The organism is Maritalea mobilis (assembly GCF_019800885.1).
In the GTDB taxonomy this organism is placed as follows: Bacteria; Pseudomonadota; Alphaproteobacteria; order Rhodobacterales; family Rhodobacteraceae; genus Roseibacterium; species Roseibacterium beibuensis.
The window spans coordinates 896,684-923,006 of the sequence record NZ_JAHVKE010000002.1 but is presented as its reverse complement, the minus strand read 5'-3'; the positions used below and the strand labels follow the sequence as shown (position 1 = coordinate 923,006).

Annotated in this window: 24 protein-coding genes; 12 read left to right on the top strand and 12 right to left on the bottom strand. The window is 67.6% G+C overall.

Annotated elements, in window-relative coordinates:
* Positions 1-96: 96 nt before the first annotated feature.
* The 11 genes from KUV65_RS13445 to KUV65_RS13395 all read right to left on the bottom strand — a co-directional run bounded on the left by KUV65_RS13445 (position 97) and on the right by KUV65_RS13395 (position 12,090).
* A complete protein-coding gene (locus KUV65_RS13445) occupies positions 97-1,434 on the bottom strand; it encodes an MFS transporter (RefSeq protein WP_222191193.1) in 1,338 nt (445 codons plus the stop codon).
* 44 nt (positions 1,435-1,478) lie between these two features.
* Positions 1,479-3,044 carry an AMP-binding protein gene (locus tag KUV65_RS13440; RefSeq protein WP_222191192.1) on the bottom strand — a complete coding sequence of 522 codons (1,566 nt, stop codon included), beginning with the start codon at positions 3,042-3,044 and terminating at the stop codon, positions 1,479-1,481.
* A 68-nt stretch (positions 3,045-3,112) separates the two neighbouring features.
* Positions 3,113-4,090, bottom strand: a complete 978-nt coding sequence (locus KUV65_RS13435; RefSeq protein WP_222191191.1) for an NADPH:quinone reductase — start codon at positions 4,088-4,090, stop codon at positions 3,113-3,115.
* A gap of 33 nt (positions 4,091-4,123) precedes the next feature.
* Entirely contained in the window at positions 4,124-4,906 is a 783-nt protein-coding gene (locus KUV65_RS13430) for a crotonase/enoyl-CoA hydratase family protein (protein WP_222191190.1), read from the bottom strand.
* Positions 4,907-4,928: 22 nt separating this feature from the next.
* Positions 4,929-5,789: a hydroxymethylglutaryl-CoA lyase gene (locus tag KUV65_RS13425; RefSeq protein ID WP_222191189.1), complete on the bottom strand. Its 861-nt coding sequence runs from the start codon at positions 5,787-5,789 to the stop codon at positions 4,929-4,931.
* A gap of 1 nt (position 5,790) precedes the next feature.
* Positions 5,791-6,447: a glutathione S-transferase family protein gene (locus tag KUV65_RS13420; RefSeq protein ID WP_222191188.1), complete on the bottom strand. Its 657-nt coding sequence runs from the start codon at positions 6,445-6,447 to the stop codon at positions 5,791-5,793.
* Entirely contained in the window at positions 6,444-8,390 is a 1,947-nt protein-coding gene (locus KUV65_RS13415; RefSeq protein WP_222191289.1) for an acetyl-CoA carboxylase biotin carboxylase subunit, read from the bottom strand. The genes KUV65_RS13420 and KUV65_RS13415 overlap by 4 nt, the downstream gene beginning before the upstream one ends.
* A gap of 169 nt (positions 8,391-8,559) precedes the next feature.
* Positions 8,560-8,979 (bottom strand): ASCH domain-containing protein, encoded by a 420-nt coding sequence (locus tag KUV65_RS13410; RefSeq protein ID WP_222191187.1) that lies wholly within the window; start codon positions 8,977-8,979, stop codon positions 8,560-8,562.
* 2 nt (positions 8,980-8,981) lie between these two features.
* Positions 8,982-10,589, bottom strand: coding sequence for a carboxyl transferase domain-containing protein (locus KUV65_RS13405; RefSeq protein ID WP_222191186.1), 1,608 nt, complete (start codon positions 10,587-10,589; stop codon positions 8,982-8,984).
* An 18-nt stretch (positions 10,590-10,607) separates the two neighbouring features.
* Positions 10,608-10,922, bottom strand: a complete 315-nt coding sequence (locus KUV65_RS13400; RefSeq protein ID WP_222191185.1) for a hypothetical protein — start codon at positions 10,920-10,922, stop codon at positions 10,608-10,610.
* Between the two features lie 4 nt (positions 10,923-10,926).
* Positions 10,927-12,090 (bottom strand): isovaleryl-CoA dehydrogenase, encoded by a 1,164-nt coding sequence (locus KUV65_RS13395; protein ID WP_222191184.1) that lies wholly within the window; start codon positions 12,088-12,090, stop codon positions 10,927-10,929.
* 431 nt (positions 12,091-12,521) lie between these two features.
* On the opposite strand from KUV65_RS13395, the gene KUV65_RS13390 reads away from it, so the two are divergent.
* The 7 genes from KUV65_RS13390 to KUV65_RS13360 all read left to right on the top strand — a co-directional run bounded on the left by KUV65_RS13390 (position 12,522) and on the right by KUV65_RS13360 (position 18,945).
* The gene (locus tag KUV65_RS13390) at positions 12,522-13,451 is read left to right on the top strand and encodes a PhzF family phenazine biosynthesis protein (RefSeq protein WP_308124680.1); all 930 of its coding nucleotides are present in this window, start codon (positions 12,522-12,524) and stop codon (positions 13,449-13,451) included.
* A gap of 42 nt (positions 13,452-13,493) precedes the next feature.
* Positions 13,494-13,937, top strand: a complete 444-nt coding sequence (locus tag KUV65_RS13385; RefSeq protein ID WP_222191183.1) for a tellurite resistance TerB family protein — start codon at positions 13,494-13,496, stop codon at positions 13,935-13,937.
* 243 nt (positions 13,938-14,180) lie between these two features.
* Entirely contained in the window at positions 14,181-15,002 is an 822-nt protein-coding gene (locus tag KUV65_RS13380; protein ID WP_222191182.1) for an ABC transporter ATP-binding protein, read from the top strand.
* A 44-nt stretch (positions 15,003-15,046) separates the two neighbouring features.
* On the top strand, positions 15,047-15,778 hold the full coding sequence (locus KUV65_RS13375; protein ID WP_222191181.1) for a transporter substrate-binding domain-containing protein: 732 nt from the start codon (positions 15,047-15,049) through the stop codon (positions 15,776-15,778).
* A gap of 102 nt (positions 15,779-15,880) precedes the next feature.
* Positions 15,881-16,762, top strand: a complete 882-nt coding sequence (locus KUV65_RS13370) for an ABC transporter permease (protein ID WP_222191180.1) — start codon at positions 15,881-15,883, stop codon at positions 16,760-16,762.
* Entirely contained in the window at positions 16,759-17,598 is an 840-nt protein-coding gene (locus KUV65_RS13365; protein ID WP_222191179.1) for an ABC transporter permease, read from the top strand. The genes KUV65_RS13370 and KUV65_RS13365 overlap by 4 nt, the downstream gene beginning before the upstream one ends.
* Before the next feature lie 12 nt (positions 17,599-17,610).
* Positions 17,611-18,945 (top strand): glutamine synthetase family protein, encoded by a 1,335-nt coding sequence (locus KUV65_RS13360; protein WP_222191178.1) that lies wholly within the window; start codon positions 17,611-17,613, stop codon positions 18,943-18,945.
* Between the two features lie 9 nt (positions 18,946-18,954).
* Here the strand turns inward: KUV65_RS13360 and KUV65_RS13355 are convergent, their stop codons facing one another.
* Complete coding sequence (locus KUV65_RS13355) at positions 18,955-19,887, bottom strand: L-lactate dehydrogenase (RefSeq protein ID WP_222191177.1); 933 nt, start codon at positions 19,885-19,887, stop codon at positions 18,955-18,957.
* A 135-nt stretch (positions 19,888-20,022) separates the two neighbouring features.
* On the opposite strand from KUV65_RS13355, the gene KUV65_RS13350 reads away from it, so the two are divergent.
* From KUV65_RS13350 to KUV65_RS13330, 5 genes are all read left to right on the top strand, one after another.
* Positions 20,023-20,739 (top strand): type 1 glutamine amidotransferase, encoded by a 717-nt coding sequence (locus KUV65_RS13350; RefSeq protein WP_222191176.1) that lies wholly within the window; start codon positions 20,023-20,025, stop codon positions 20,737-20,739.
* Positions 20,736-22,103: a glutamine synthetase family protein gene (locus tag KUV65_RS13345; RefSeq protein ID WP_222191175.1), complete on the top strand. Its 1,368-nt coding sequence runs from the start codon at positions 20,736-20,738 to the stop codon at positions 22,101-22,103. Before KUV65_RS13350 ends, KUV65_RS13345 begins: the two co-directional genes overlap by 4 nt.
* A gap of 8 nt (positions 22,104-22,111) precedes the next feature.
* The gene (locus KUV65_RS13340; protein ID WP_222191174.1) at positions 22,112-23,413 is read left to right on the top strand and encodes an NAD(P)/FAD-dependent oxidoreductase; all 1,302 of its coding nucleotides are present in this window, start codon (positions 22,112-22,114) and stop codon (positions 23,411-23,413) included.
* Positions 23,414-23,506: 93 nt separating this feature from the next.
* On the top strand, positions 23,507-24,745 hold the full coding sequence (locus tag KUV65_RS13335) for a DegT/DnrJ/EryC1/StrS family aminotransferase (RefSeq protein WP_222191173.1): 1,239 nt from the start codon (positions 23,507-23,509) through the stop codon (positions 24,743-24,745).
* 165 nt (positions 24,746-24,910) lie between these two features.
* Positions 24,911-26,278 (top strand): aminotransferase, encoded by a 1,368-nt coding sequence (locus KUV65_RS13330; protein WP_222191172.1) that lies wholly within the window; start codon positions 24,911-24,913, stop codon positions 26,276-26,278.
* The last annotated feature ends 45 nt before the right edge of the window (positions 26,279-26,323 follow it).

Here is a 26,323-nt window from a genome sequence, read left to right as displayed (position 1 = left end):
GGCTCCGGTCGTTTCTCGTGATCTACTCTCGACCCGCGGACGGGTCAACCGGGCCTCCTGCGTCAAACGGGCTTTTGGCACTGGCAGGAACACGCGTCACGCCCCCGGTCGCGGCCAGCGGTGGTGCATGTCGTCGATGACGTAGGCGTGGGCATGTCGCCCGTTCTGCAACGGGTGCCGATCGAGATGCGGGTGATCCGGCGGCAGGTCGTCATGGGCGTGCTCGACGCTTCGCGGGTCGCCAGCGGGCCAGAGGCGCAGGGCGGCAAGGCTGGCGACGGTCGCGCAGATCCCCAGTGCCAGCATCGCCTGCGGCAGCCCCAGCGCATCGCCGATCCAGCCCGCCATCGGGTAGGTCACCAGCCACCCCGCATGGCTGAGCGCGAATTGCGCAGTGAAGATCGCGGGCAGGTCTTCGGGGTGGACGGACCGGCGCAAAAGCCGCCCCGATGGCGTCAGGATCGCGGCGTAGAGCATCCCGAACAGCAGCCAGACCGCCAGCATCACGGGCCACTCCGGCAAGTCCGCGCGCAGCCAGTAAAGCGCGTAGCCCACGCTCGCCATCGACAGGGCGAAGGCCGCGCCGAGCATCACCGGCCTGTCCGGCACATGGTCGAGCAGGCGCGGCAAACCCAGCGCGGCCAGCATCGAGCCGCCCCCAAAGGCGGCCAGCGCGATGGCGACCGCGCTTTCGGCCCCGCCATACGCCGCACGCACCAGCACGACCGTGTTCACGATCACGAAGGCCCCGGCCGAGGCGGCCGCGAAGTTCAGCATCCATAGACCGCGCAGCCGCGGCGTGCGGACATAGATGCGCACGCCCCGCGTCACCCGGTCGAGAAACGGACGCGCGCGCGCCGCGCCCCGTGGCGGAACAGCCGCGATCCGCACAAGCATCGCCGATCCGACAAAGCCCAGCGCCGTGCCCGCGAACAGCCAGTGAAAACTGACCAGCGTCAGCAGCAGCCCCGCCAGCGCCGGGCTGACCAGGTTCTCCAACTCATAGGCCAGCCGCGATAGAGACAGCGCCCGCGTGTAATCACCCTCGTCGGGCAGGATGTCGGGGATCGTGGCCTGAAATGCAGGCGTGAAGGTGGCCGAGGCCGCCTGCAAGGCGAAGACGAGGGCATAGACCTGCCAGATCTGCGTGACGAAAGGCAGGGCCAGCACGATTGCCGCCCGCAGCAGGTCCGCCCCGATCAGGACCGCCTTGCGCGAGGCGCGTTCGACCAGAGCATTGGCGATCGGCGACAGGCCCACATAGGCCACCATCTTGATGGTCAGCGCCGTGCCAAGCACCGCGCCCGCGCTGTCGCCGGCCAGGTCATAGGCCAGCAGGCCAAGCGCCACGGTCATCAGGCCCGTGCCGATCAACGCGATGATCTGCGCCGCGAAGAGGCGCGCGAAAACCGGGTGGGACAGGACACTCAACATGCGCAGAGCCTAGCCTTGTCCGCCGCGTTGCGCGACCCGGCGCGTTATGTTCCGTCGGCCATCTGGTCCCGCAATTCCCGACGCAGGATCTTGCCGCTGGCCGATTTCGGGACACTCTCGACGAAGCGGTATTCGACCGGGTGCTTGTAATGGGCAAGGCAGCCCTCGCAATGGGCGCGCAACTCCTCCTCGCTCACCTCGCTCCCCGGCGCGCGCACGACGAAGGCCACGGGCGCCTCGCCCGCTTCCTCGTCCAGGCGTCCGATCACGGCGGCATCCACGACACCGGGATGGGCGATCAGGGCCGCCTCGACCTCGGCGGGGGCGACCTGGAAGCCCTTGAACTTGATCAGCTCTTTCAACCGGTCGCGGATCGACATGAAGCCGTCCTCGTCGATCACGGCCAGGTCGCCCGTGCGCAGCCAGCCGCCCTCGACCAGCGACTCGGCGGTGGCCTCGGGGTTGTTCAGGTAGCCCTTCATCACCTGCGGGCCGCGCACCCACAGCTCCCCCTCCTCGTTCGGCCCCAGGTTGCGCATCGTCACCGGGTCCACGATCCGGCAATCGGTCGAGGGCACGGCCTGCCCGCTGGAGCCGTGGCGGACGTTGCCGCCGATGGTCATGTGGCTGATGGGCGACATCTCGGTCATGCCATAGCCCTGCACCGACAGCGCGCCGAAGCGGTCGCCCACCGCCGCCTCGGTCTCCGGCCCCAGCGGGGCCGCGCCCGAGAAGACCTCCTCGACGCTGGACAGGTCGAACTCGTCCACCATCGGGTGCTTGGCCAGCGCCAGCGCCACGGGCGGCACGATATAGAGTCGCGTCGCACGATGCGTTTCGATCAGCTTCAGGAACAGTTCCAGATCGAAACGCGGCATCGTCACCAAACTGGCCTGCTGCGCGAGGAACAGGTTCATCAGCACCGTCATGCCGTAGATGTGGAAGAACGGCAGGAACGCGACCGCGGTGTCGGTCGGCTTGATCCCGGCCACCGCCCCGGACTGGGTGACATTTGCCACGAGGTTCGCATGGGTCAGCATCACCCCCTTGGGCTGACCTGTGGTGCCCGAGGAATAGGGCAGCACGACGATGTGTTCGTCGAGATCTACCGGCGCCTGCGCCTCAAGCGGCGCGCCCATCACATCGTCCAGCGACAGGCTCCCCTCGCCGCCACCGCCGATCACGACCAGGTCGCGCACGGCGGTGCCCTTCATCCCGGCGCGGGCAACCTCTTCGAACATGGGGATCGTCACCAGAACCGTCGCCCCGGCATCTTCCAACTGGTGCTGGATCTCGGGCGCGGTGTAGGTGGGGTTCAGCGTCGTCACCGTCCCGCCGCCGAAGGCCACGCCGTGAAAGACCACCGTGTATTCGGGAATGTTGGGGGCCAGCAGTGCGACCGTTCCACCGGGCAGGATGCCCCGCTCGGTCAGCCCCCCGGCCAGCCGCTTGATCCCCTCGATCAAGGCACCTGCCGTCACTTCGCGCCCGGTGGGGCCGTCGATCATCGCCACCTCGCCCACGCGCGGCGCGAGGCCTTCGAATAGCCGCTCGGTGATCGAGATGCGCGGCACCTCGACCGTGCCGTGAAGGCTCGGAAAAATCGTCATCTGGCTGTCCTCCCTCGCGCGCCCCGTTTCCTCCCGTGGGGCGTCCGAGGAAGGCTAGCAAGCCGGCATCAGATGTCCAGCACCACGGTGCCCAGCTTGTCGCCCGCGGCGACACGATCATGCGCCGCCGCGCACTCGGCCAGCCCGCCGCCCGGCACCACCGCATGGCTGAGCGCCCCCGCCTCCAGCCATTTGGTCAGTTGCGCCTCGCCCATGCGCCGCGCCTCTCCGGCAAGTTGATAGACGATCAGCATATGCAGGCGGATATTGCGGAACATGAACGGATAGAATTGCAGCACCGGCGCCATCTCGCTGGCCGAGGCATAGGCGGCGATGGTGCCGCCCGGTTTGAGCAGCGCAAGCGACGCGTCCTGGTTCGCGGCGAAATCGACGTCAACGATGCGGTCCACGCCCGCGCCGTCGGTCAGGTCCATCACCGCGTCGACCACATCGGCCTCGCGGTAATTCACCCACGTCTCGGCCCCGGAATGGGCCGCCTTTTCCTCGGAGGAGACCGTGGTGATGACCCGCGCCCCCGACAGCCGCGCCATCTGGCAGGCATAGCGCCCCACGGTTCCCGCGCCGCCCGTCACCAGCACGGTCTGCCCCGCCACCGGCCCGTCGCCGCAAACGGCGTACCACGCCGTCATTGCCGGGATGCCGAAACAGGCCCCTTCCGCGAAACTTGTCCCTTCAGGCAGCCGCACCGCTTGTTCCGAGGGCAGCGCGACATACTCCGCCGCCGTGCCAAAGGCGCGCTGCCAGCCTGCGTTCCAGATCCACACGCGCTCGCCCACGCGGGCGGTATCTACGCCTTCGCCGACGGCCTCGATCACGCCCGCGCCATCCGAATGCGGGATGACGCGCGGATAGGCCATCTCGGCCCCGGGTCGCGCGCCGGCCCGCAGCTTCACATCCGACGGGTTGATGCCCGAGGCATGCATGCGCACCAGAACCTCACCCGGTTCGGGCGTGGGCGTGTCCATCTCGCCAAGGGTCAGAACCTCTGCAGCCGGACCGAACCGCTCGTACCAAACCGCCTTCATGTCCCCGTCCTTCCCTTTGTCCCGGTCGCGCGCCTACTCCGCCCAACGCGGCTTGCGCTTGTCGAAGAACGCCCCGATCCCCTCGGCGCTTTCCTCGCCTTCCCAGCGCGCCACCAGCGCGTCGATCGACAGCGCGATCATTGCCTCGTCCACCGGGGCCACGAGGTCCGCGACCAGCTTCTTGCCCGCGGCCACCGCACCCGGCGCTGCCGACAGGTAGGGCGCAACCTCGGCCTCGACAGCCCCGTCCAGATCCTCTGCCGACACCGCGCGCGCCAGAAGGCCCAGTTCGACCGCTTCCGCCGCGCCAAAGATCCGACCCGAGAAGAACACCCGCCGCGCGTTCGCCGCGCCCATCCGGGCCACGACATAGGGCCCGATGGTGGCCGGGATCAGGCCAAGGCGCACCTCGGTCAGGCCGATCTCGGCCGTCTCGACACCGATGGCCACGTCGCACACGCTCATCAGGCCCACGCCGCCGCCGAAACTCTGCCCCTGCACGCGCCCGATCAGGGGTTTCGGCATCCGGTCGAGCGCGCCCAGCATCTCGGCAAGGCTGCGGGCCTCCCGCGCGCGGGTCGCGGCATCGGCCTGCATCTGGTCCTTCATCCAGCCCAGATCGCCCCCGGCGCAGAAGCTTTTGCCCTCACCGGTCAGCACGACCACCCGCACCGCCGGGTCGCGGCCCAACCGTTCGGCGGCCTCGGTCAGCGCGCCGATCATCTCGGCATTCATCGCGTTGTGCTTGTCGGGTCGCGCCAGCGTCAGGGTCGCGACCCCGCGCTCGTCCACGTCCACGCGGATCGTTTCGCTCATCTCTCGCCTCCGTTTTCCTGCGTCAGGCCGCGACGCCGCGCATCGCGCGGGCCATCCCCGCCGCCTCGTCGATCACCGACAGGTCAAGGCCGGTGTCATAGCCCAAATCCGCCAACCGCCGCGCCACGGCCTCGGTCGCTACATTGCCCGCAGCGCCCGGCGCATAGGGGCAGCCGCCCAAGCCCCCCACCGCCGCATCGAAGACGCGCAGGCCGCGCTCCAGCGCCGCCTCGATATTGTCGAGCGCGCGGCGGCCCGTGTCGTGGAAGTGGCCTGCCAGTTTCTCCGCCGGTACCTCCTCCAGCACGGCGGCCAGCATCGCGTCGACCGTTTCCGGCACGCCCTGCCCGATCGTGTCACCCAGCGAGATCTCGTAACACCCCATGTCGCGCAGCGCCGCGGCAACCCGCGCCACCGCCTCGGGCGCAACCGACCCGTCATAGGGGCAATCCGTGACGCAAGAGATATAGCCTCGCACCGGAACGCCATCGGCCTTGGCCGCCTCGGCCACGGGGCGGAACCGTTCGAGGCTTTCCTCGATGCTCGCGTTGATATTGGCCTTGCTGAACCCTTCCGTCGCCGCGCCAAAAATCGCGACCTCGTCGGCCCCGGCCTCCCTCGCGCGCTCATAGCCCTTCATGTTCGGCGTCAGCGCGGCATAGGAGACACCCGGCGCCCGCGTGATCCCGGCCAGCACCTCGCCCGAATCGGCCATCTGCGGCACCCATTTGGGGCTTACGAAACTCGCCACCTCGATACGGCGAAAGCCCGCGCGGCTCAGCAGATCGACCAGCGCGATCTTGTCCGCCGTCGGGATCTGGCGCTTTTCGTTCTGCAACCCGTCGCGCGGGCCGACCTCGAAAATCTCGACGAATTCCGCCATCTCACGCCTCCCATGCTTCGTAATAGTCCCGCGTATAGAGCCGCTCACTGTCCGAGATCGGCAAGCTCGCGATGAAGCCGGGCCGCGCGGTGATGCGCCCGTACCAATCTGCAAGACGCGCGTAAGGTTCGATCGGCGCGAAATGGCGCGCCATGTAGACCGCCTGCCCCACGCTCACATCCGCTGCCGAGAAGCCCCCGTCGAGCAGATAATCCCGCCCCTCCAGCCGCGCCTCGATCGCCTCGTAGCATTTCGCCGCCCGCTTGGCCTCGATCTGCATAACCACCGGGCTGCGCATCGCGTCGTCATAAAGCACGAGGTGCTGCTGGGTCAGCGCCGCGACATGCTGGCTGAGCGTCTCCGCGAAATGCACCCAGATCAGCCAGTCGATCCGTTCGTCATCGCCCGGCATCCGGCCCATGCCGGTCTCGGGAAAGCGCTCGCACAGAACCTCGGTGATCGCGCCGGTTTCCCAGATGCAGCGCCCGTCCATCTCCAGCGCGGGCACGCGGCCCGCCGGGTTCAGCTTCAGGTATTCCGGGCTGCGCAGGGTCTTGTCGAAGGGCCATTGCACCACCTCGAACTCGATACCCAATTCATGCAGCAGCCACAGCGTCCGCATCGAGCGGCTCTGCGGCACGTGATGCAGACGGATCATGCGGCCTCCTCCTCGGCCAGAACGATCAGCGCCGCCCCGGCCTCGACCTGCGCGCCCTCGGTCACCAGAACCTCGGCCACCACGCCGTCACGGCCCGCCGTCAGCGCATGTTCCATCTTCATCGCCTCCAGCACGGCCAGGCGGTCGCCCGCCGACACGGCCTGCCCCGGCGCGACCAGCACGGCCTTCACCAGCCCGGGCATCGGCGCCTCGATCCGGCCCGCCGCCGCCCCCGGCCCGGCGGCCACGTCCAGCGGATCGGGGATGGTGAAATGCGCAGCCTCCCCCCAGAAGATTGACAGCCCGGCGTCATGGTGCACCACCCGCGCCGGAACCGGCTGCCCGTCCAGGGACCAACGGCCACCCTCGCATGTGACCTCGGTCTCGCCGCCTTCTCGGATCAACCGCGCCCGGCCAGCGCCCAGAACCGCGACGCGTCCTGCGTGCAGCGTGTCCCCTTCCGCCACGCACACCGCCCGCTCCAAGGGCACCCACAGTGCGAAGCCCGGAGCTGCATCCGGCACACCGGCCCCAAGCGCCGCCCCCGCCAGCGCCAGTGCCACCGCGTCGGAGCCGGCCGCGACCTCCTCGGACAGGTCCGCCACGTCGCGGTCGATCAACCCGGTATCCACGTCGCCGGCCGCGAACCGCTCATGCGTCGCCAACCGCCGCAGGAAAGTCAGGTTTGTGACCGATCCCGCCACCTCGGTCTCGGCCAAGGCGCGGTCCAACTGCCGCAGCGCCACCGCGCGCGTGGGCCCATGCACGATCAGCTTGGCGATCATCGGGTCGTACCACGGGCTGATCTCATCGCCTGCCCGCACGCCGGTATCGGCCCGCACGCCATCGGGAAAGCGCAGATGCGCCAGGCGGCCCGTCGCGGGCAAGAAGCCTTTCGGCACGTCCTCGGCATAAAGCCGCGCCTCGAAGGCATGGCCGGTGATCGACAGATCCTCCTGCCGCGCGGGCAGGGCCTCGCCGGCGGCCACGCGCAACTGCCACTCCACCAGGTCCACGCCCGTGATCGCCTCGGTCACCGGGTGCTCGACCTGAAGCCGCGTGTTCATCTCCATGAAGTAGAACCGGTCAGGCCGCAGCCCGGCACTGGCATCGACGATGAACTCGACGGTCCCCGCCCCGCTATAGCCGATCGCCTCGGCCGCGCGCACGGCCGCTGCCCCCATCTCGGCGCGCATCTCCTCGGTCATGCCGGGGGCGGGCGCTTCCTCGATCACCTTCTGGTGGCGGCGCTGGAGCGAGCAATCCCGCTCGAAGAGATGCACCGCATGCGTCCCATCGCCAAAGACCTGCACCTCGATATGGCGCGGTTTCTCGACAAATTTCTCGATCAGCACCGCGTCATTGCCAAAGGCCGTCGCGGCCTCCCCCTTGGCCGAGGCCAGCGCCTCCAAGAAACCGGCGGGCGCATCCACCTTGCGCATCCCCTTGCCGCCGCCGCCCGCGACGGCCTTGATCAGCACCGGGTAGCCGATGGCATCCGCCGCGCCCGACAGATGCTCGGGGTCCTGGTTCGCGCCATGATAGCCCGGCACGACCGGCACCCCGGCCTCGTGCATCAGCGCCTTGGCGGCATCCTTCAGGCCCATGGCGCGGATCGCCTTGGCCGACGGCCCGATGAAGACAAGCCCCGCCGCCTCGACCGCGTCCACGAAATCGGGGTTCTCGCTCAGGAAGCCATAGCCCGGATGGATCGCCTGCGCCCCCGTTGCCTGCGCCGCCGCGATGATCGCGTCTCCCCGCAGGTAGCTGTCCGCCGGGCGCGGCCCGCCGATATGCACCGCCTCGTCGGCCATCGCCACGTGGCGCGCCTCCGCATCCGCGTCGGAATAGACCGCCACCGTGCCCACGCCCAGCTTGCGCGCGGTCTCGATCACCCGGCAGGCAATCTCGCCCCGGTTCGCAATCAGGATCTTGTGAAACATCATCCCTCCCTCGGACGCGCAGGGGTCCTCACCCGTCCCGCCCCTTCATCTTGGCCAAAAACCTCTCGGGGGAGCGCGAGGGGGCAGACAGCCCCCTCGCTCCCGCGGCCGGCACCAGCGGCACCGTTCGATCCTTGAAGGACCGGCCCGTCACAGACCCGCCGCCCCTTCAAACGCTTGCCTCCCCCAGGTCCTCGACCACCTCGAACCGCTCCCAGATCAGCTTCATGTCGGGGGCGAAAATCCCCTTGCGGCGGTAATAGCGTTCATGCCCCGCGCGCCAGCCGGCGAGGCTGTCATCCTCGCCCTCCATCAGCGCCATCTCCTCGGTCATGTCGCAAAAGCGCACGGGCACAAGGTCCAGTGTCCGCGTCACAAGCTGCGGCACGTCGTGGAAATCGACCGCGATATCGCAACGCCCGACGACCGGCGCGTCCTGCCCTGCCGCGATCTCTGCCTCGGAACTGCAGGTCGCCCGCTTCTTTCCCGCCCGAACAAGCGCGATCAACTCCGCGCACAGCTTCGGACCGTCACCGAAGCGGTAGGTCACGGCCCCGGGATAGCGCCGCCGCAGATCGTCCAGGCTCACCGTCACATCCGGAACACGCCAAAGCGCGTCTCCTCGATGGGCGCGTTCAGCGCCGCCGACAGGCTCAGCCCCAACACCTCGCGCGATTTGCGCGGGTCCACGATCCCGTCATCCCACAGCCGCGCCGAGGCATAGAGCGGGTGGCTCTGCCGCTCGAACATCTCGACGGTCGGGCGCTTGAACTCGGCCTCCGCCTCGGCGGACCACTCTTCGCCGGCTTTCTCCAGCGCGGCGCGTTTCACCGTCGCCAGAACACCCGCCGCCTGCGCGCCGCCCATCACCGAGATCCGCGAATTCGGCCAAGTCCACAGGAAGCGCGGCGAATAAGCCCGCCCGGCCATGCCGTAATTGCCCGCGCCAAAGGATCCGCCAACCAGCATCGTCACCTTCGGCACCGAGGTCGTGGCGACCGCCGTCACCATCTTGGCGCCGTGCCGCGCGATCCCCTCGTTCTCGTATTTGCGGCCCACCATGAAGCCGGTGATGTTCTGCAAGAAGACCAGCGGGATCTTCCGTTGCGAACACAGCTCCACAAAATGCGCAGCCTTCTGCGCGCTTTCGGAAAACAGCACGCCATTGTTGGCGATGATGCCCACGGGCAGGCCCATCACCTCGGCAAAGCCAGTCACGATCGTCTCGCCATAGCGCGGCTTGAACTCGTCGAACCAGCTGTCATCGACCAGCCGCGCGATCACCTCGCGGATGTCATAAGGCGTCGACAAGGACGCCGGCACCACGTCGAACAGCTCCTCCGGATCATAGGCCGGGGGCCGCCCCCGTAGGGCGGGCTTCAGCCCGCCATCCCCCACACCCTTCAACGACCCGACCGCCCGCCGCGCCAGCGCCAGCGCATGCGCGTCATCCTCGGCAAGGTAATCGGCCACACCCGACAGGCGCGTGTGCACATCGCCACCGCCCAGGTCCTCGGCGCTCACCACCTCGCCCGTCGCGGCCTTCACCAAAGGCGGCCCGGCCAGGAAGATCGTCCCCTGTTCCTTCACGATGATCGTCACGTCCGACATAGCGGGCACATAGGCGCCCCCGGCGGTGCAGGAGCCCATCACGACGGCGATCTGCGCGATCCCCTTCGCACTCATCCGCGCCTGGTTGTAGAAGATGCGCCCGAAATGGTCGCGGTCGGGGAAGACCTCGTCCTGCTGCGGCAGGTTCGCACCACCACTGTCCACCAGGTAGATGCAGGGCAGATGGCATTCCTCGGCGATCTCTTGCGCGCGCAGGTGCTTTTTCACCGTCATCGGGTAATAAGTGCCGCCCTTCACCGTGGCGTCGTTGCACACCACCATGACCTCGCGGCCCTGCACCCGGCCCACGCCCGCGATCACGCCCGCCGCCGGGGCCGCGCCGTCATACATGCCATGCGCCGCCGTCGCACCGACCTCAAGGAAAGGCGATCCGGGGTCGAGCAGGTTCGCCACCCGCTCGCGCGGCAGCATCTTGCCCCGCGACAGGTGCCGCTCCCGCGCGCGCGCGCCGCCACCGGCGGCGGCCAGCGCGGCGGCCTCCTCGATCACGCGCAGCGCGTCGAGATGCGCGGCCCGGTTCGCCCGCGCCTCCTCCGATCCCGTCACCAGAGCAGATTTCAATCTCATCTCACGCCTCCCCGCGCCTCATGTCCCAAGCTCCGCTTCCAGGGCGGCTGCATCAATCTCGACCGGCCGTCCGAGCCGGTCGACCGGATAGGCCCGCGCTGTGCCGCCCTCGGGCGCGCAGATCACCACCATGCGCACCTCCGGCAGGGCCGAGGGGCGGGCGAAGCAATCGGTGCGCGCGCCGCCGGTCTCGGCCACGTAACCCGCCGCCACCGCCTCGATGATCGCCGTCTCGCCGGGTGGCGCGGCCCGCAGACCCAGCAACACGCCCAGCGCCCCGCCAAAGGCCAGAAGCGCCGCAAGCGGCAGGATCAGGCCACGCCGCCCGCCCATCGCCTCAGCCCATCGCCGCCATCAATTCCCGCCCGATCAGCATCCGCCGGATCTCGGAGGTGCCTGCCCCGATCTCCATCAGCTTGGCGTCACGGAACATCCGGCTGACCGCGCTGTCATTCATGAAGCCCGCGCCCCCCATCGCCTGCACCGCCTGATGCGCGACCTTCATCCCTTCTTCCGAGGCATAAAGCACGCAGCCCGCCGCATCCTGCCGCGTGACCTCGCCGCGATCACAGGCGCGCGCGACCTCGTAGGCATAGGCGCGCGAGGTGTTCAGCGCGACATACATGTCGGCGATCTTGCCCTGCATCAGCTGGAAGTTTCCGACCGGCTGGCCGAACTGCTTGCGCTCGGCCATGTAGGGCATGATCTCGTCCATGCAGCCGGCCATGATGCCGATATTGACGCCCGACAGGACCACGCGCTCGTAATCGAGGCCCGACATCAGAACGCGCACGCCGCGCCCCTCTTCGCCAAGGACGTTCTCGAACGGCACCTCGACATCCTCGAACACCAGCTCGGCCGTGTTCGACCCGCGCATGCCCATCTTGTCGAAATGCCCGCTGGTCGAAAAACCCTTCATCGATTTCTCGACGATAAAGGCCGTGATGCCCTTCGATCCGGCCTCGGGGTCGGTCTTGGCATAGACCACCAGCGTGTCGGCATCGGGGCCGTTGGTGATCCAGTATTTCGTGCCGTTCAGCGTGTAATAGCCGTTCTTCTTCTCGGCGCGCAGCTTCATGCCCACCACGTCGGAGCCCGCGCCCGCCTCGGACATGGCCAGCGCGCCGACATGCTCGCCCGAGATCAGCTTGGGCAGGTATTTACTCTTCTGCTCCTCGGTCGCGTTCAGCTTGATCTGGTTGACGCAGAGGTTCGAATGCGCCCCGTAGCTCAGCCCGATCGAGGCCGAGACGCGGCTGATCTCCTCCACCGCGATGGTATGGGCGAGGTATCCCATCCCCGCGCCGCCATAGGCCTCGTCCACCGTGATTCCCAGAAGGCCCAACTCGCCCATCTCGGTCCACAGCTCGTTCGGAAACGCGTTGGTTTTGTCGGTCTCGGCAGCCAGCGGCTTCACCCGCTCCTGCGCCCAGCGGTGCACCATCTCGCGCAGCGCATTCACGTCTTCGCCGAGATCGAAGTTCATCGAGGCCATGAACATGCCCTCGCCCTCCCTTTAATTGAACACTTGTTCATTTAATACGGGCATGGGTGAGTCGAGTCAAAGGGGAACTGCGTTGACGGAATCTTAACCTTTCCGTGGCAGGGTCCCCGGTCATGGACATGTCCCGCCGGGCGCTGACACCGCCCGGCCCGCAAGATCAGGGTCCCAGCCGCCGCCCAAGACAGCCCCCAAAGGGCCAAGGCGGCGGGCCACCGAGCAAGCTCAAAGGCCCCGGACGATCCCGGGGTGTGGACACCGCCCCCTTGGCGGCGCCGCCATCCTTGCGACCTGACCAGAGGTGCGACGCGCCCCTCCCCCGAGATATCGCCAACCAGAAGGCCCCATCGGACATGGCCCCATGTCCGACCCGGAAAACGCGAGTTTTCCGCCGTTTTCCGTTGCGGAAAACGCCCCCCTTGCCATCCCGCGTGCCAGGCTGTTCCCTGCCGGCCGACCCGACGAAAGGCTCCGCCATGCTCAGCTACCACGTTTCAGACGTCTTCACCGACAGGCCGTTTTCCGGCAATCCGCTGGCCATCGTCGAGGGGGCCGACGGCCTGAGCGACGCGCAGATGCAGACCATCGCGCGGCAGTTCAACCTGTCCGAGACCATCTTCGTCCAGACACCCTACGACCCTGCCCATACCGCCAAGGTGCGCATCTTCACGCCCGCGGCCGAGATCCCCTTCGCAGGGCACCCCACCATCGGTTGCGCCCTGCATCTCGCGGGCGGACAGGACGGCACGATCACCCTCGAAGAGCGCGCGGGCCTCGTTCCCGTCGCGATCACCCGATCCGGCACGCTGGCCGAGTTCACCGCCCCGCGCATCCCGGCCCCCATCGGCACCGCGCCCGATGCCGCCACCATCGCCGCCGCCATCGGCCTTTCGCCTGCGCAGATCGGCCCCCACGCGCCCGGCGCGTTCGAGGGAGGCCCGGCCTTTCTCTACGCGCAGCTGACCGACCCTGCCGCGCTGGCCGCCGCCGCCCCGGCACAGCCCGGATGGGGGACCATGATTGCGACGGCGGGCATCGACGACACCGGCCGTTCCCCCGTGGGTCTCTACCTCTATACCGCTGGCGCGGGCTGCGACTGGCAGGCGCGGATGTTCGCCCCCGATGACGGCGTCCCGGAGGACCCGGCCACCGGCTCGGCCACCGCGCTTCTCGCCGGGCAACTCCTCGCCAATGGGGCGCTTTCCGATGGCACCACTACCCTCAGCCTCCACCAAGGGGTCGAGATGGGCCGTCCCTCCGCCCTGCGCCTCTCGGTCGACGTGGCAGATGGCGCACTCACCGCGATCCGTGTCGCGGGGTCCGCCGTGCCCGTCGCCTCGGGCCAGATCCGAATTCCGTGAGCGCGGCTTTCCCCCGGCCCGCGACCTGCCTATATCTGCCCCATGATCGCTGACATCCTCCGCCGCCTGACGGCCCCCGACCCCGATCCGCTCCCCTTCGACGACGCGCGCCTCGCGCTCGCCGCCCTTCTGGTGCGCATCGCCCGTTCCGACGATGACTACGCCGAGATCGAGAAGGACCGGATCGAAACCCTGCTCGCCAAACGCTACGGCCTCTCCGCCCAGGCGGCCACCGCCCTGCGCGTCGAAGCCGAAGCGATGGAGGCCGAGGCCCCCGACACCGTCCGCTTCACCCGCGCCATCAAGGATTCGGTCCCCTACGAGGCCCGCGAAAAGGTGGTCGAGGCGATGTGGGACATCGTGCTGGCCGATGGCGAACGCGACCACGAGGAAGACGCCCTCCTGCGCCTCGTTGCGCCGATGCTGGGGGTGAACGACCGCGATTCGAACCTCGCCCGCCAGAGGGTCGAAGCCGCGCGGAAATGATCGCCTCCCTGCCGATGTAGCCGCGGCCCGAGAACCGGGCCGCCCATGACGCATGGTAGGAGCTGATCCGCGACGGCCTGCGCGCCCGCGGCATGCACGCCATCACGCCGGCCGAACCGGCCCGCCACGCGGCCCTGCCGGTTCCACCAGCGCCGCCGGAATAGGCAAACGACGCTGAAATTGGCGAAAACCGACCCTTTCCTGTGCGTCACACTGCACAGGGACGTTGCATTTGCCGCCTTCATGGGCACAAATCGCGGGAAACTCGAAGGGACGCTGCCAAACGTGACCGACCAGACACCGCCTGTGATCCAGATCACCGGCCTGCACAAAAGCTTCGGCACACTGGACGTGCTGCGCGGGGTCGACCTGACCGCCCGCGCGGGCGATGTCGTGTCGCTGATCGGATCCTCCGGCTCGGGGAAATCCACGCTCCTGCGCTGCGCCAACCTGCTGGAAGACAGCCAGCAGGGCGAGATCCTGTTCGAGGGAGAGCCGGTCACATGGCGCGGCACGGGGCGCAATCGCCACCCCGGCGATGCCGCGCAGGTCCGGCGCATTCGCACCAACCTGTCGATGGTCTTTCAGCAGTTCAACCTGTGGTCCCACCTGACCATCCTGCAAAACGTCATGGAAGCGCCCGTGACGGTGCTGGGCGAGGACCGCGCCGTGGTCGAGGATCGCGCCCGCGCGCTTCTCGACAAGGTCGGCATCGGCGACAAGGCCGACGCCTGGCCCGCGCAGCTTTCCGGCGGGCAGCAGCAGCGCGCCGCCATCGCCCGCGCATTGTGCATGGAGCCGCGCGCGCTTCTGTTCGACGAGCCGACATCCGCTCTCGACCCCGAGCTCGAGCAGGAGGTCGTCCGCGTGATCCGCGCGCTGGCCGAGGAAGGCCGCACCATGGTCCTCGTGACCCATGACATGCGCATGGCGCGCGACCTCAGCGACCACGTGATTTTCCTGCACCAGGGCAAGATCGAGGAAGAGGGGGCGCCCGCCGACCTCTTCGCCAACCCGAAGTCCGAACGGCTTCGCCAATTTCTCAGCCACAGTCAGGCCGCCTGACCGAGGGCCGAGACCCTTCAAACCCAACCAGGGAGACTACCCGAATGAAAAAACTGATTCTTACCGCTGCGCTTGTCGGCCTGACCGCCGGTGCGGCCTTTGCCGAGGCGCATGGCAACGTCGTCCGCATGGGCACCGAGGGCGCCTACCCTCCGTACAACTTCATCAACGATGACGGCGAGATCGACGGCTTCGAGCGTGTCCTGGGCGACGAGCTGTGCGCCCGTGCCGAGCTGACCTGCGAGTGGGTTCTGAACGACTGGGATTCGATCATCCCGAACCTGACCTCGGGCAACTACGACACGATCATCGCCGGCATGAACTTCAACGCCGAGCGGGACGAGGTCATCGACTTCACCCAGGCCTACATCCCGCCGTCGGATTCGCTGTTCGTGGGTCTGTCCGATGATGTCGAGCTGGACGGCGCGGTGATCGCGGCCCAGACCAACACCATCCAGGCCAGCTACATCGCCTCGGAAACCGGCGCGACCCTGATCGAGTTCGCCACCCCCGATGAAACCGTCGCCGCCGTCCGCAACGGCGAGGCCGACGCGGTCTTCGCCGATGGCGACTACCTGCTGCCGATCGTGGCCGAAGATGCCGACCTGATGGTCATCCTCGACCCGGTGCAGGTCGGCGGCGGTGTTGCCATGGGCCTGCGCGAAGGTGACGAGCTGATCGCGGTCTTCGACGAGGCGATCACCTCGATGAAGGAAGACGGCACGCTGAACGCGCTGCTGCTCGAGTGGTTCGGCGAAGAGACCCCGACCTGGTAATCACGCCAAACACGCGGGGCGCGGCCAATCGCGCCCCGTGTTGCGTTTGCATAACCCGGTCTGTGGAAAGGCCCGCCTTCTCCACAGGCCAGCGGTGAGCCGATGTTCGAATACTGCTCAGATCCAGACACGCTCTCGACCCTGAACTGGTTCAGTTGCTACCTGACCAACGGGGCGCATTTCCGGTTCTACCAGAGCTTTCTGACCGTGTTCGCGCTGCTGGCCGTGACCGCGCCAATATCGCTGGCCTTCGGCTTTGCCGCCGCCGCCGCGTCGCGCAGCCATGTCGCCCCGTTTCGCTGGGTGGGCAAGGGCTATACCGCGATGGTGCGCGGTGTGCCCGACATCGTCTTTTTTCTTTTCTTCGTGCTCGTCCTCGACCAGGGGATCGAGTATCTGCGCCATATCGTGACCTGCCCCGACTGGGACGAGCCGATCCGGCAGGGCGCGAATTTCCTCGTCTGCGACGCGGCCCGCACGCCGCAATCGACCAGCCCGCAATGGGTGCACGAGGTCTACAATTTCGCGCTGGCGGTCTTCACCTACGCCATCGTCTTCGGCGCCTTCTGCGGCAATGTCCTGTTCGGCGCCATGCGCGCCGTGCCCCGCGCGCAGCTTGAGACCGCTGAGGCCTATGGCATGACGCGGCGCCAGACCTTCTGGCGCATCCTAGTTCCGCAGATGTGGATCTACGCGCTTCCGGGCCTGTCGAACATCTGGATGATCCTCATCAAGGCCACGCCGCTTCTGTTCCTGCTGGGGATCGAGGATGTCGTCTACTGGGCGCGCGAGCTGGGCGGCAGCCGCACCTCGGCCTACCAGTACCCGCATCCCGACTGGCGCTTCTGGTACTTCCTCGGGCTGCTGGTGTTCTACCTGTCCTTCACCCGTGTCTCGGAAATCGTGCTGGCGCGCCTGACCCGCAAGCTGAGCCACGGACAGGCGACGATGGCGGGCGAAGACATGCGAAAGGCGGCGGCATGATCTGCGGCGAAGCGCTCCAATCCTACGGCCTGCGCGCACTCGGCTTTGGCGAGCGCCTGCTGCCGCGCGGCGAGATCACGCTATGCGACCAGGTCGTTCTGATCGGCTCGGGCATGATCTGGAACGTCTATTTCGCGGTGCTGGCGCTGCTTTTCGGGTTCGCCTTCGCCGTGCTGCTGGCGGTGGCCAAGAACACGCCCTCGCGGCTGACGCGCAAACCGGCGGAATGGTTCATCTTCGTCTTCCGGGGCTCGCCCCTCTTCATCCAGTTCTTCATGGCTTACGAGGCCTTCGTGATGCTGCCCCGCGTGGGCGTCGAGTTCGAGCTGTTCGGCATCATGATCGAGGCCGAGACCCGCTGGTTTGCGCGCGCCTGGCTGGGGGCGCTGATCGTGCTCTTTCTCAACACCTCGGCCTACACCGCCGAGATCTTTTACGGCGCGCTGCGCGCTGTGCCGAAAGGCGACCTGGAGGCGGCGGATGCCTACGGCCTGTCCGGTTGGAAGAAGTTTCGCCGCATCACTTTCCCGACGATGCTGCGGCTGGCCTGGCCCGCCTACACGAACGAGGCGATCTTCCTGTTTCATGCCACGGCGCTGGTCTTCTTCGCCTCCTTCCCGGCCTTCCAGCAAAAGGGCGACGCGCTCTATTACGCCAGCTATTTCGCGGACCGGACGTTCAATCCGTTCATCCCCTACCCGATCGTGGCGGTCTATTTCGTGATCTTCACGCTGGTCATCATCGGTCTCTTCGGCGCGATGAACCGGCGGCTGAACCGCCACCTTCCCTCGGAACAGAGGCCGCGATTGCGCTTGCGTCCGACCCTGATCCGATAGCTATATCGGCGCATGGAAGCCTATCTTCACGACAATCCCCAGATCAAATCGATCCGCGTCGCCGCCGCCGATCTCAACGGCCAGCCGCGCGGCAAACGCATCGCCCGCCGCTACGCCGACAAGGCCATCACCGAGGGGACGCGCTTTCCCTATTCGGTGCTGAACCTCGACATCTGGGGCGAGGATATCGACGACAGCCCCCTGGTGTTCGAGGCGGGCGATCCCGATGGCATCCTGATGCCGACCGAGCGCGGCTTTGTCCCGATGCCGTGGCTGGATGCGCCGACCGCCCTTCTGCCGATCTGGATGTTTCACCATGACGGGCGCCCCTATGAGGGCGACCCGCGGCAGGCCTTGGCCCGCGTCGTCGCCCGCTATGCCGAGCGCGGCCTGAGCCCCGTGGTTGCCACCGAGATGGAGTTCTACCTGATCGACGACCGGGGCCGCGAATTGCGCGTGCCGCCCTCGCCCCGCTCCGGCAAGCGGCGGCACCAGGCGGAAATCCTCGCCATGCGGCAGCTCGATGCGTGGGACAACTTTTTCACCGCGCTCTACGACGCGTGCGAGGCGATGGATATTCCCGCCGATACTACGATCTCCGAGGCCGGGCCGGGCCAGTTCGAGATCAACCTGATGCACCAGGCCGACGCGCTGAAGGCCGCCGACGATGCGTGGTTGTTCAAGATCGCGGTCAAGGGGCTGGCGCGCCAGCACGGGTTCGCGGCCAGCTTCATGGCCAAACCCTACCCGGATTATTCCGGCAACGGGCTGCACACGCATTTCTCGGTGCTGGATGCCGAGGGCAACAACATCTTCGACGAACGCCGCGCGGGGGGCGAGGCGCGGCTTGGCCATGCCATCGCGGGCTGCATGGCGGCGATGCCAGGCTCGATGCTGGTCTTTGCGCCGCACGCCAGCAGCTATGATCGCCTTGTGCCCGGCGCCCATGCGCCGACCGGCATCGCCTGGGCGCATGAGAACCGCACGACCGCCCTGCGCGTGCCCTCGGGCGGCCCTGCGGCGCGGCGGATCGAACATCGCGTCGCGGGCGGTGACATCAACCCCTACCTGTTCCTCGCCGCCGTGCTGGGCGCTGCGCTGAACGGGCTGGAGGACGAGGCGACGCCGCCGCCCCCGATCACCGGCAACGCCTATGACAAGGATCTTGCGCAACTGCCCGGCTCCTGGGCCGAGGCGATTGAGGCCTTCGACCAAAGCCCCGAGATCGCGCGGATTTTCCCCGAGGAAATCCGCCGCAACTTCCTCGCCACCAAGCGGCAGGAGCTGCACTACATGGCCGAGTTGTCCGAGGACGAGCAGCAGGAACTCTACCTCGACACCGTTTGACGCGGCGCGTCAGGTCGCGATCTGCTCGACAAGGTTTTTCAGCAATTCGGCCGAGGCGCGAAGCCCCTCGGTCTCGTCGCGGCTCAATTCCGGCATCAGGGTCGCCGACACGCCCTCGCGCCCCACCAGCCGCGGCAGGGACAGCGCCACGTCGGGCACCCCCAAAACCTCGCCCTCGACGGTCGAGACCGACAGCACCGCCTGTTCATCCCCGGCGATGGCGCCGACGATCCGGGCCAGCCCGCCGCCGATCCCGTACCACGTGGCCCCCTTGCCCTCGATGATCGTGTAGGCGGCGTTGCGTACGCCCTTATCGATCTGCTCCCGCACATCCGCCGTCAGGGGGGCGCTGATCTGGGCGGCGAAATCGGTCAGCGCGACCGAACCGGCCCGCGCGTTCGACCAGGCCAGAACCTCGCTGTCACCGTGTTCGCCCAGCACATAGGCATGGACCGAGCGCGGCGAGATCCCGAGGTGCCGTCCGACCAGCCAGCGGAACCGCGCGGTATCGAGGATCGTGCCCGACCCGATCACGCGCCCCGGCGGCAGGCCCGAGATTCGCGCGGTGACCTGCCCCATGATATCGACAGGGTTCGAGGCGACCAGCAGGATCGCACTGGGGCAAACGGCCATGACCTCGCCCACCACGGCGCGAAACACGGCGGCGTTGCGCTCCAGCAGGGCCAGCCGCGTCTCGCCCGGTTTCTGCGACACGCCGCAGGACAGGATGACCACATCCGCCCCGTCCAGATCGGCGTAATCGCCATGGCGCACCAGGGCCGGCGCGGCGAAGGGCACGGCATGGGCGATATCCTCGGCCTCGGCCCGGGCGCGCGCGGTGTCGATATCGATGAACACGATCTCGCGCGCATGGCCGCGCTGGATCAGGGCAAACCCCGCTGCCGATCCGACCATGCCTGCGCCTACGATTCCGACTTTCATGCCTTACCTCCCGAGGTTTCGCAGCTGCAGCACAACATGGAACGGCGGCGCATGGCAAACCCCGATGCGCGCCCACTTGTGCCGGATCGCGGGCAGGCATAGCTTCGCGCCATACCCTTTTGACGGATTACCCCCATGCGTATCGGCATCCTGCAAACCGGCCATGTCCCGGATGAGATCAAGGCCACGGACGGCGAATATGCCGACATGTTCGCCCGCCTCTTCGAAGGGCGCGAGTTCACCTATGACGTCTATAACGTCGTGGACATGGAGTTTCCCGACGGCGCCGCGGCGGCGGAGGGCTGGCTGATCACGGGCTCCAAGCATGGCGCCTACGAAGATCACCCGTGGATCCCCCCGCTGGAGGAGCTGATCCGCGCCATCCGCGATGCGGGCGCGCCTCTGGTGGGCATCTGTTTCGGCCACCAGATCATCGCGCAGGCGCTTGGCGGCACGGTCGAGAAATTCGCCGGCGGCTGGTCCGTCGGGCGGCGCAGCTACCAGGTGGGCGACCGGACGCTTTACCTCAACGCGTGGCACCAGGACCAGGTGGTCGCCCTGCCCGAGGGGACGACCGTTCTGGGCCATAACGATTTCTGCGCCAACGCGGTGCTGGCCTTCGGCCCGCGCATCCTGACGGTGCAACCCCATCCCGAATTCGGCGCCTCCGTCGTGCAGGGCCTGATCGAGCACCGCTCGGCCACCGTGCCCGACCCGCTGGTCGACGCCGCGCGCGAGGGGCTGTCGCGGCCCACCGACAACCCGCCCGTCGCCGATTGGCTGGCCGATGTGCTGGAAGGGGCGGACGCCACCGTCCTGCCCGGCAATTTCACGCGAAAGGTCAGCGCATGAGCGCGATGAGCAATCTTGTCGAACGCCTGCCCGAGGTGGCGCAAGTCTATCTCGAAGGGCGCAGCATCGACGAAGTGGAGTGCATCGTCGCCGACCTCGCCGGGGTCGCGCGGGGCAAGGCGATGCCGGGCGGCAAATTCGCCCAGCAGACACATTTCTACCTGCCCAACTCGATCTTCTTCCAGACGATCACCGGCGATTGGGCCGACAACCCGCTGGACGTGGGCTTTACCGAGCCGGACATGGTCCTGACCCCGGATTTCACCACCGCCCTGCCCGCGCCCTGGACCGCCGACTGGACGCTGCAGGTGATCCACGACATCGACGATCAGCAGGGCCAGCCGGTGCCCTTCGCCCCGCGCAACGTCCTCAAACGGGTGGTGGCGCTTTACAACGCGCGCGGCTGGACCCCCATCGTCGCGCCCGAGATGGAATTCTACCTCGTCGCGCCCAACACCGACCCCGCCCGCGCGATCGAACCGCCGATGGGCCGGTCGGGGCGGCGCGCCGCCGCGCGGCAGGCCTATTCCATGTCGGCGGTCGATGAATACGGCCCCGTCATCGACGACATCTACGATTTCGCCGAGGCGATGGGCCTGGAAATCGACGGCATCCTGCAAGAGGGCGGCGCGGGCCAGGTGGAGTTGAACCTGCGCCATGGCGACCCGGTGCGGCTGGCCGACGAGATGTTCTATTTCAAGCGCATGATCCGCGAGGCCGCGCTGAAGCATGACTGCTACGCGACCTTCATGGCCAAGCCGATCGAGGGCGAGCCGGGCAGCGCCATGCATATCCACCACTCGGTGGTCGACATGGAAACCGGGCAGAACATCTTTTCCGATGCCGAGGGGGACGAGACCCCGGCCTTCGGTCATTTCATCGGCGGGATGCAGCGGCACCTGCCCTCGGTCATCGCGCTGCTGGCGCCTTACGTGAACAGCTACCGCCGCTACGTCCCGGATTTCGCCGCGCCCATCAACCTCGAATGGGCGCGCGACAACCGCACCACGGGGCTGCGCGTGCCGATCTCGGATGCCGCAGGGCGTCGCGTGGAAAACCGCCTGCCGGGGATGGATTGCAACCCCTATCTCGGGATCGCGGCCTCGCTCGCCTGTGGCTACCTGGGGCTGGTGAACGCCATCGCGCCGGGTGAGCCATGGGTGGGCGATGCCTATACCGGCGACGACAATATCCCGCGCGGCCTTGGCGCGGCGCTCGACCTGCTGCGCGAGGACACGGCCATTCGCGAGGTGCTCGGCACCGAGTTCTGCGACGTCTATGCCGCTGTCAAAGACCTCGAATACAACGAGTTCCTGCAAGTGATCAGCCCGTGGGAGCGGGAGCATCTGCTCCTGAACGTGTGACGCCCGTCATGAGCGCGCTTTACCGCAACGACCGCCCCGGCAGCCATGCGCCGTCCTGGTATGCCTCGGCCCTGCCCGCGCCGCCGACGCGCCCCGCCCTGCTGGGCGAGGTCAGGGCGGATGTGGCGATCCTGGGGGCCGGGTTCACCGGGCTGTGGGCCGCGCTGGTGCTGGCCCGCGCCGGGCGGCAAGTGGTGGTGCTGGATGCGCATCGCGTGGGCTTCGGCGCCTCGGGGCGGAATGGCGGGCAGGTCCATTCGGGATACAACAAGCCGCTGGATTGGCTAGAGTCGAAACTGGGCGACACGCGCGCCCGCGCGCTGTGGGACCTGTCCGAAGGGGCGAAGGACCAGCTGCGCGATTTCTGCGCCGCCCATGCCCCCGAGGCCGCCTTTCGACCCGGCATCGCCCACGGTGTCTACAGCTCCGCCGAGTTGGACGAGGCCCGCGCCGAGGCCGATCATATCGCCGCCAGGACCGGCCAGACCGCCGAGGTGATGGACGCGGACACGTTCGGCGCGCTGGTCAAATCCCCCCTCTACCAGGGCGGCATTCTCGACCACAGCGGCGGGCACCTGAACCCGCTGGCCTATGCGCGCGCCCTGGCGCGCGAGGCCGAGGCGGCGGGCGCGGTGATCTACGAGCAAAGCGAAGTCACGGGGATCGAGGACGGCGCGCAGGTGGTGCTGACCACCGCCGGGGGCCGCGTCACCGCCGATCACGCCATCATCGCGGGCAATGGCTATTTGCCGAACATCCTGCCGCAGGTGAATGCGCGGGTGATGCCGATCAACTCCTTCATCGCCGCGACCGAGCCGCTGCCCGACACCTGGCGCGACGTGCTGGCCGAGGATATCGCCGTGGCCGATTCCCGCTTCGTCGTGAATTACTATCGTTTCTCCGAGGATCGACGGTTCCTCTTTGGCGGGCGCGAGAGCTATTCCATCGGCTTCCCCTCGGACATTTCGACGGCATTGGTGGCCCGCATGACGCGGCTGTTCCCGCAACTGAAGGGCGTCGAGGTCACCCATGTCTGGGGCGGCTCGCTGGGGATCACGGTGCCGCGCCTGCCCTACCTTGCCCGCCTCAGCCCCCGGATGCTGTCGGCGGCCGGGTTCTCGGGGCATGGCGTGGCACTTTCGGGTATGGCGGGGCGGATCATGGCCGAGGCCGTGATGGGGCAGGAGGACGACCTCACCGCCTTCGAGGCCCTGCCGATCCCGCGTTTTCCGGGTGGCACGGCGCTGCGTGCGCCGATCCTGACGCTGGCGATGACGTGGTTCTCGCTGCGCGACCGCCTGGGCATCTGACCTGCTGGCAGCGTCATCTTTCTTTCACTGGCCCTTTTCGCGCGTTTGGGAGTATAAGAATTTCGAAAAGGGACATTTCGAAAAGGTGAAACCATGGCGCCCACGCAGACCGGCCTCGCCCCCAATGTCTATGATGCCGAACCGATCCCCGAGGCGGCCCGGGCCGAGATCGACCGGCTGATGCAATCGGGCGACCTGTTCCGCTACACCGCGCCTGCGGATGCGCCCGTGGCCCTGCTGGAACGCGAATTCGCCGACCTGATGGGCGTGAAATACGCGCTGGCCGTGTCGTCGTGTTCCGCCGCGATCTTCATCTCGCTAGAGGCGTTGGGGCTGGAACCGGGCGCGCGCGTGCTGATCCCCGCCTTCACCTTCGCGGCGGTCCCCTCGGCCATCGTGCATGCGCGGATGCAGCCCGTGCTGGTCGAGGTGGGCGAGAATTACCGCATCGACATCGAGGATTTCAAAGCCAAGCTCGATGACAGCATCAGCGCCGTCATCATCAGCCACATGCGCGGCCATACCTCGGACATGGACGCGATCATGGCGCTGTGCGACGCGGCCGGCATCCCCGTGATCGAGGACGCGGCCCATTCGCTGGGCACCACGTGGCACGGCAAGAAGATCGGCACGATCGGCGCGGTCGGATGTTTCTCGTTCCAGTCCTACAAGATGCTGAACGCGGGCGAAGGCGGCATCCTGATCTCGAACGACGCCGACGTGATCGCGCGCGCCGTGATCCTGTCGGGCGCCTACGAGCACAACTGGAAAAAGCACAAGGGCCCCGAGGGGCAGAACGACCCGGAACTGGCGATGGCCTTTGCCCGCTGGCAGAACAAGCTGCCGCTCTACAACATGCGGTTGCAGAACCTCAGCGCCGCCGTGATCCGCCCGCAGATCCCCGAGCTGGCCCGCCGCGTCCGCGATGGCCGCGCGAACCACGACTATGTGGCGGGGCTGCTGAACGCCTCGCCCTGGCTGAACGTGCCCGACCCGCTTGGCCCGGAAGAGCGCGCGCCCGACTCGATCCAGTTCAACCTCGTGGGCGTCGAGACCGACGACCAGGCCAAGGCCTTTGCCGCGGCCGCCGAAGCGCGCGGCGTGAAGGTGCAGGTTTTCGGCCTGTCGACCGACAATGCCCGCGCCTATTGGAACTGGCAGTTCATCCCCGGCGACATGCCCGACCTGCCGCAGACCCGCGCGATGCTGATGCGCGCCTGCGACGTGCGCCTGCCCGCCCGGCTGACAAAGCCCGAACTGGATTTCGTGGCGGGTGCGCTCCTGGCCGCTGCCGAGGACGTGATGGGCGAGGCGCGCGCCTACGGCACCTGAGCCGAAAAATCTTCTCGAAGATTTTTCGGGTGGGAAGAGTTTTCGTGAAAACTCTTCCCGTCGCGTTTCTGCCAAACGCATCGGCAGATCGTCATGGGTGATGGACAGTCTGACGGGCCGTGGATAGCGTGCCCGCAATCGTCGCGCGATATCCATGAGGACGCCATGAAAGACCATGCCCCCAATTCCTGGGAAGCCCGGGCCGAGGAATACTCGCTCTATGGCTTTACCGATCTGCCCTCGGTCCGCGAACGCGGCACCGTCGTCGTCACCCATGGCGAGGGGCCCTATATCGTCGACACCAACGGCACCCGTTATCTCGACAGCAACTCGGGCCTTTGGAACATGGTCGCGGGCTTCGATCACAAGGGTTTGGCCGAGGCCGCCAAGGCGCAATACGACCGCTTTCCGGGCTATCACGCGTTTTTCGGGCGGATGTCGGACCAGACCGTCGCCCTGTCGGAACGCCTGATCGAGGTGTCCCCCTTCGAGCGGGGCAAGGTGTTCTACACCAACTCGGGCTCCGAGGCGAACGACACCATGGTCAAGATGCTGTGGTTCCTGAACCGCGCCACGGGCCGGCCGCAGGCGCGCAAGATCCTGACGCGCTGGAACGCCTATCACGGGGTCACGGCGATCTCGGCCTCGATGACGGGCAAGCCCTATAACGAGGTGTTCGGCCTGCCGCTGGACGGGTTCATCCACCTGACCTGCCCGCATTACTGGCGCTTCGGCGCGGAGGGCGAAACGGAGGAACAGTTCACCGCGCGGTTGGCGGCGGAGTTGGAAGAGGTGATCGCGCGCGAAGGCGCCGACACGATCGCGGGCTTCTTCGCCGAACCGGTCATGGGCGCAGGCGGGGTCATCCCGCCGTCGGCGGGCTATTTCCAGGCGATCCAGCCGATCCTGAAAAAGCACGGCATCCCGCTGATCTCGGACGAGGTGATCTGCGGCTTTGGCCGGACGGGCGAGGTCTGGGGCTGCGAGACCTACGGGTTCGTCCCCGACGCCATCATCTCGTCCAAGGCGCTGACGGCGGGGTATTTCCCGATGGGCGCGGTGATCCTCGGCCCCGAGATGACCGACAAGCTGCAGGCGGCCATCGACGCGATCGAGGAGTTCCCGCACGGCTTCACCGCCTCGGGCCACCCGGTCGGCTGCGCCGTGGCGCTGAAAGCGATCGACGTGGTCCTCGAAGAAGGGCTGCTGGACATGGTGCGCGCGGGCGCGGGCCGGATGGAGGCGGGCCTGGCCGAGATCGCCAAGCACCCCAATATCGGGGAGTTGCGCGGCATCGGCTACATGTGGGCGCTGGAGGCGGTGAAGGACCGCGAGGGCAAGGTGCCCTTCGACGGGTCGCTGTCGGTCAGCGAGCGGATCGCCAATGCCTGCACCGATCACGGGCTGATCTGCCGCCCGCTGGGGCAGTCGGTGGTGCTTTGCCCGCCCTTCATCCTGACCGACGCGCAGATGGACGAGATGTTCGAAAAGCTGGACGCCTCTCTGAAACAGGTCTTCGCCGAAGTCGCCTGAGCCCTCCCCCATCACACGAGAAAGGGCGCCGCGCGGCGCCCTTTT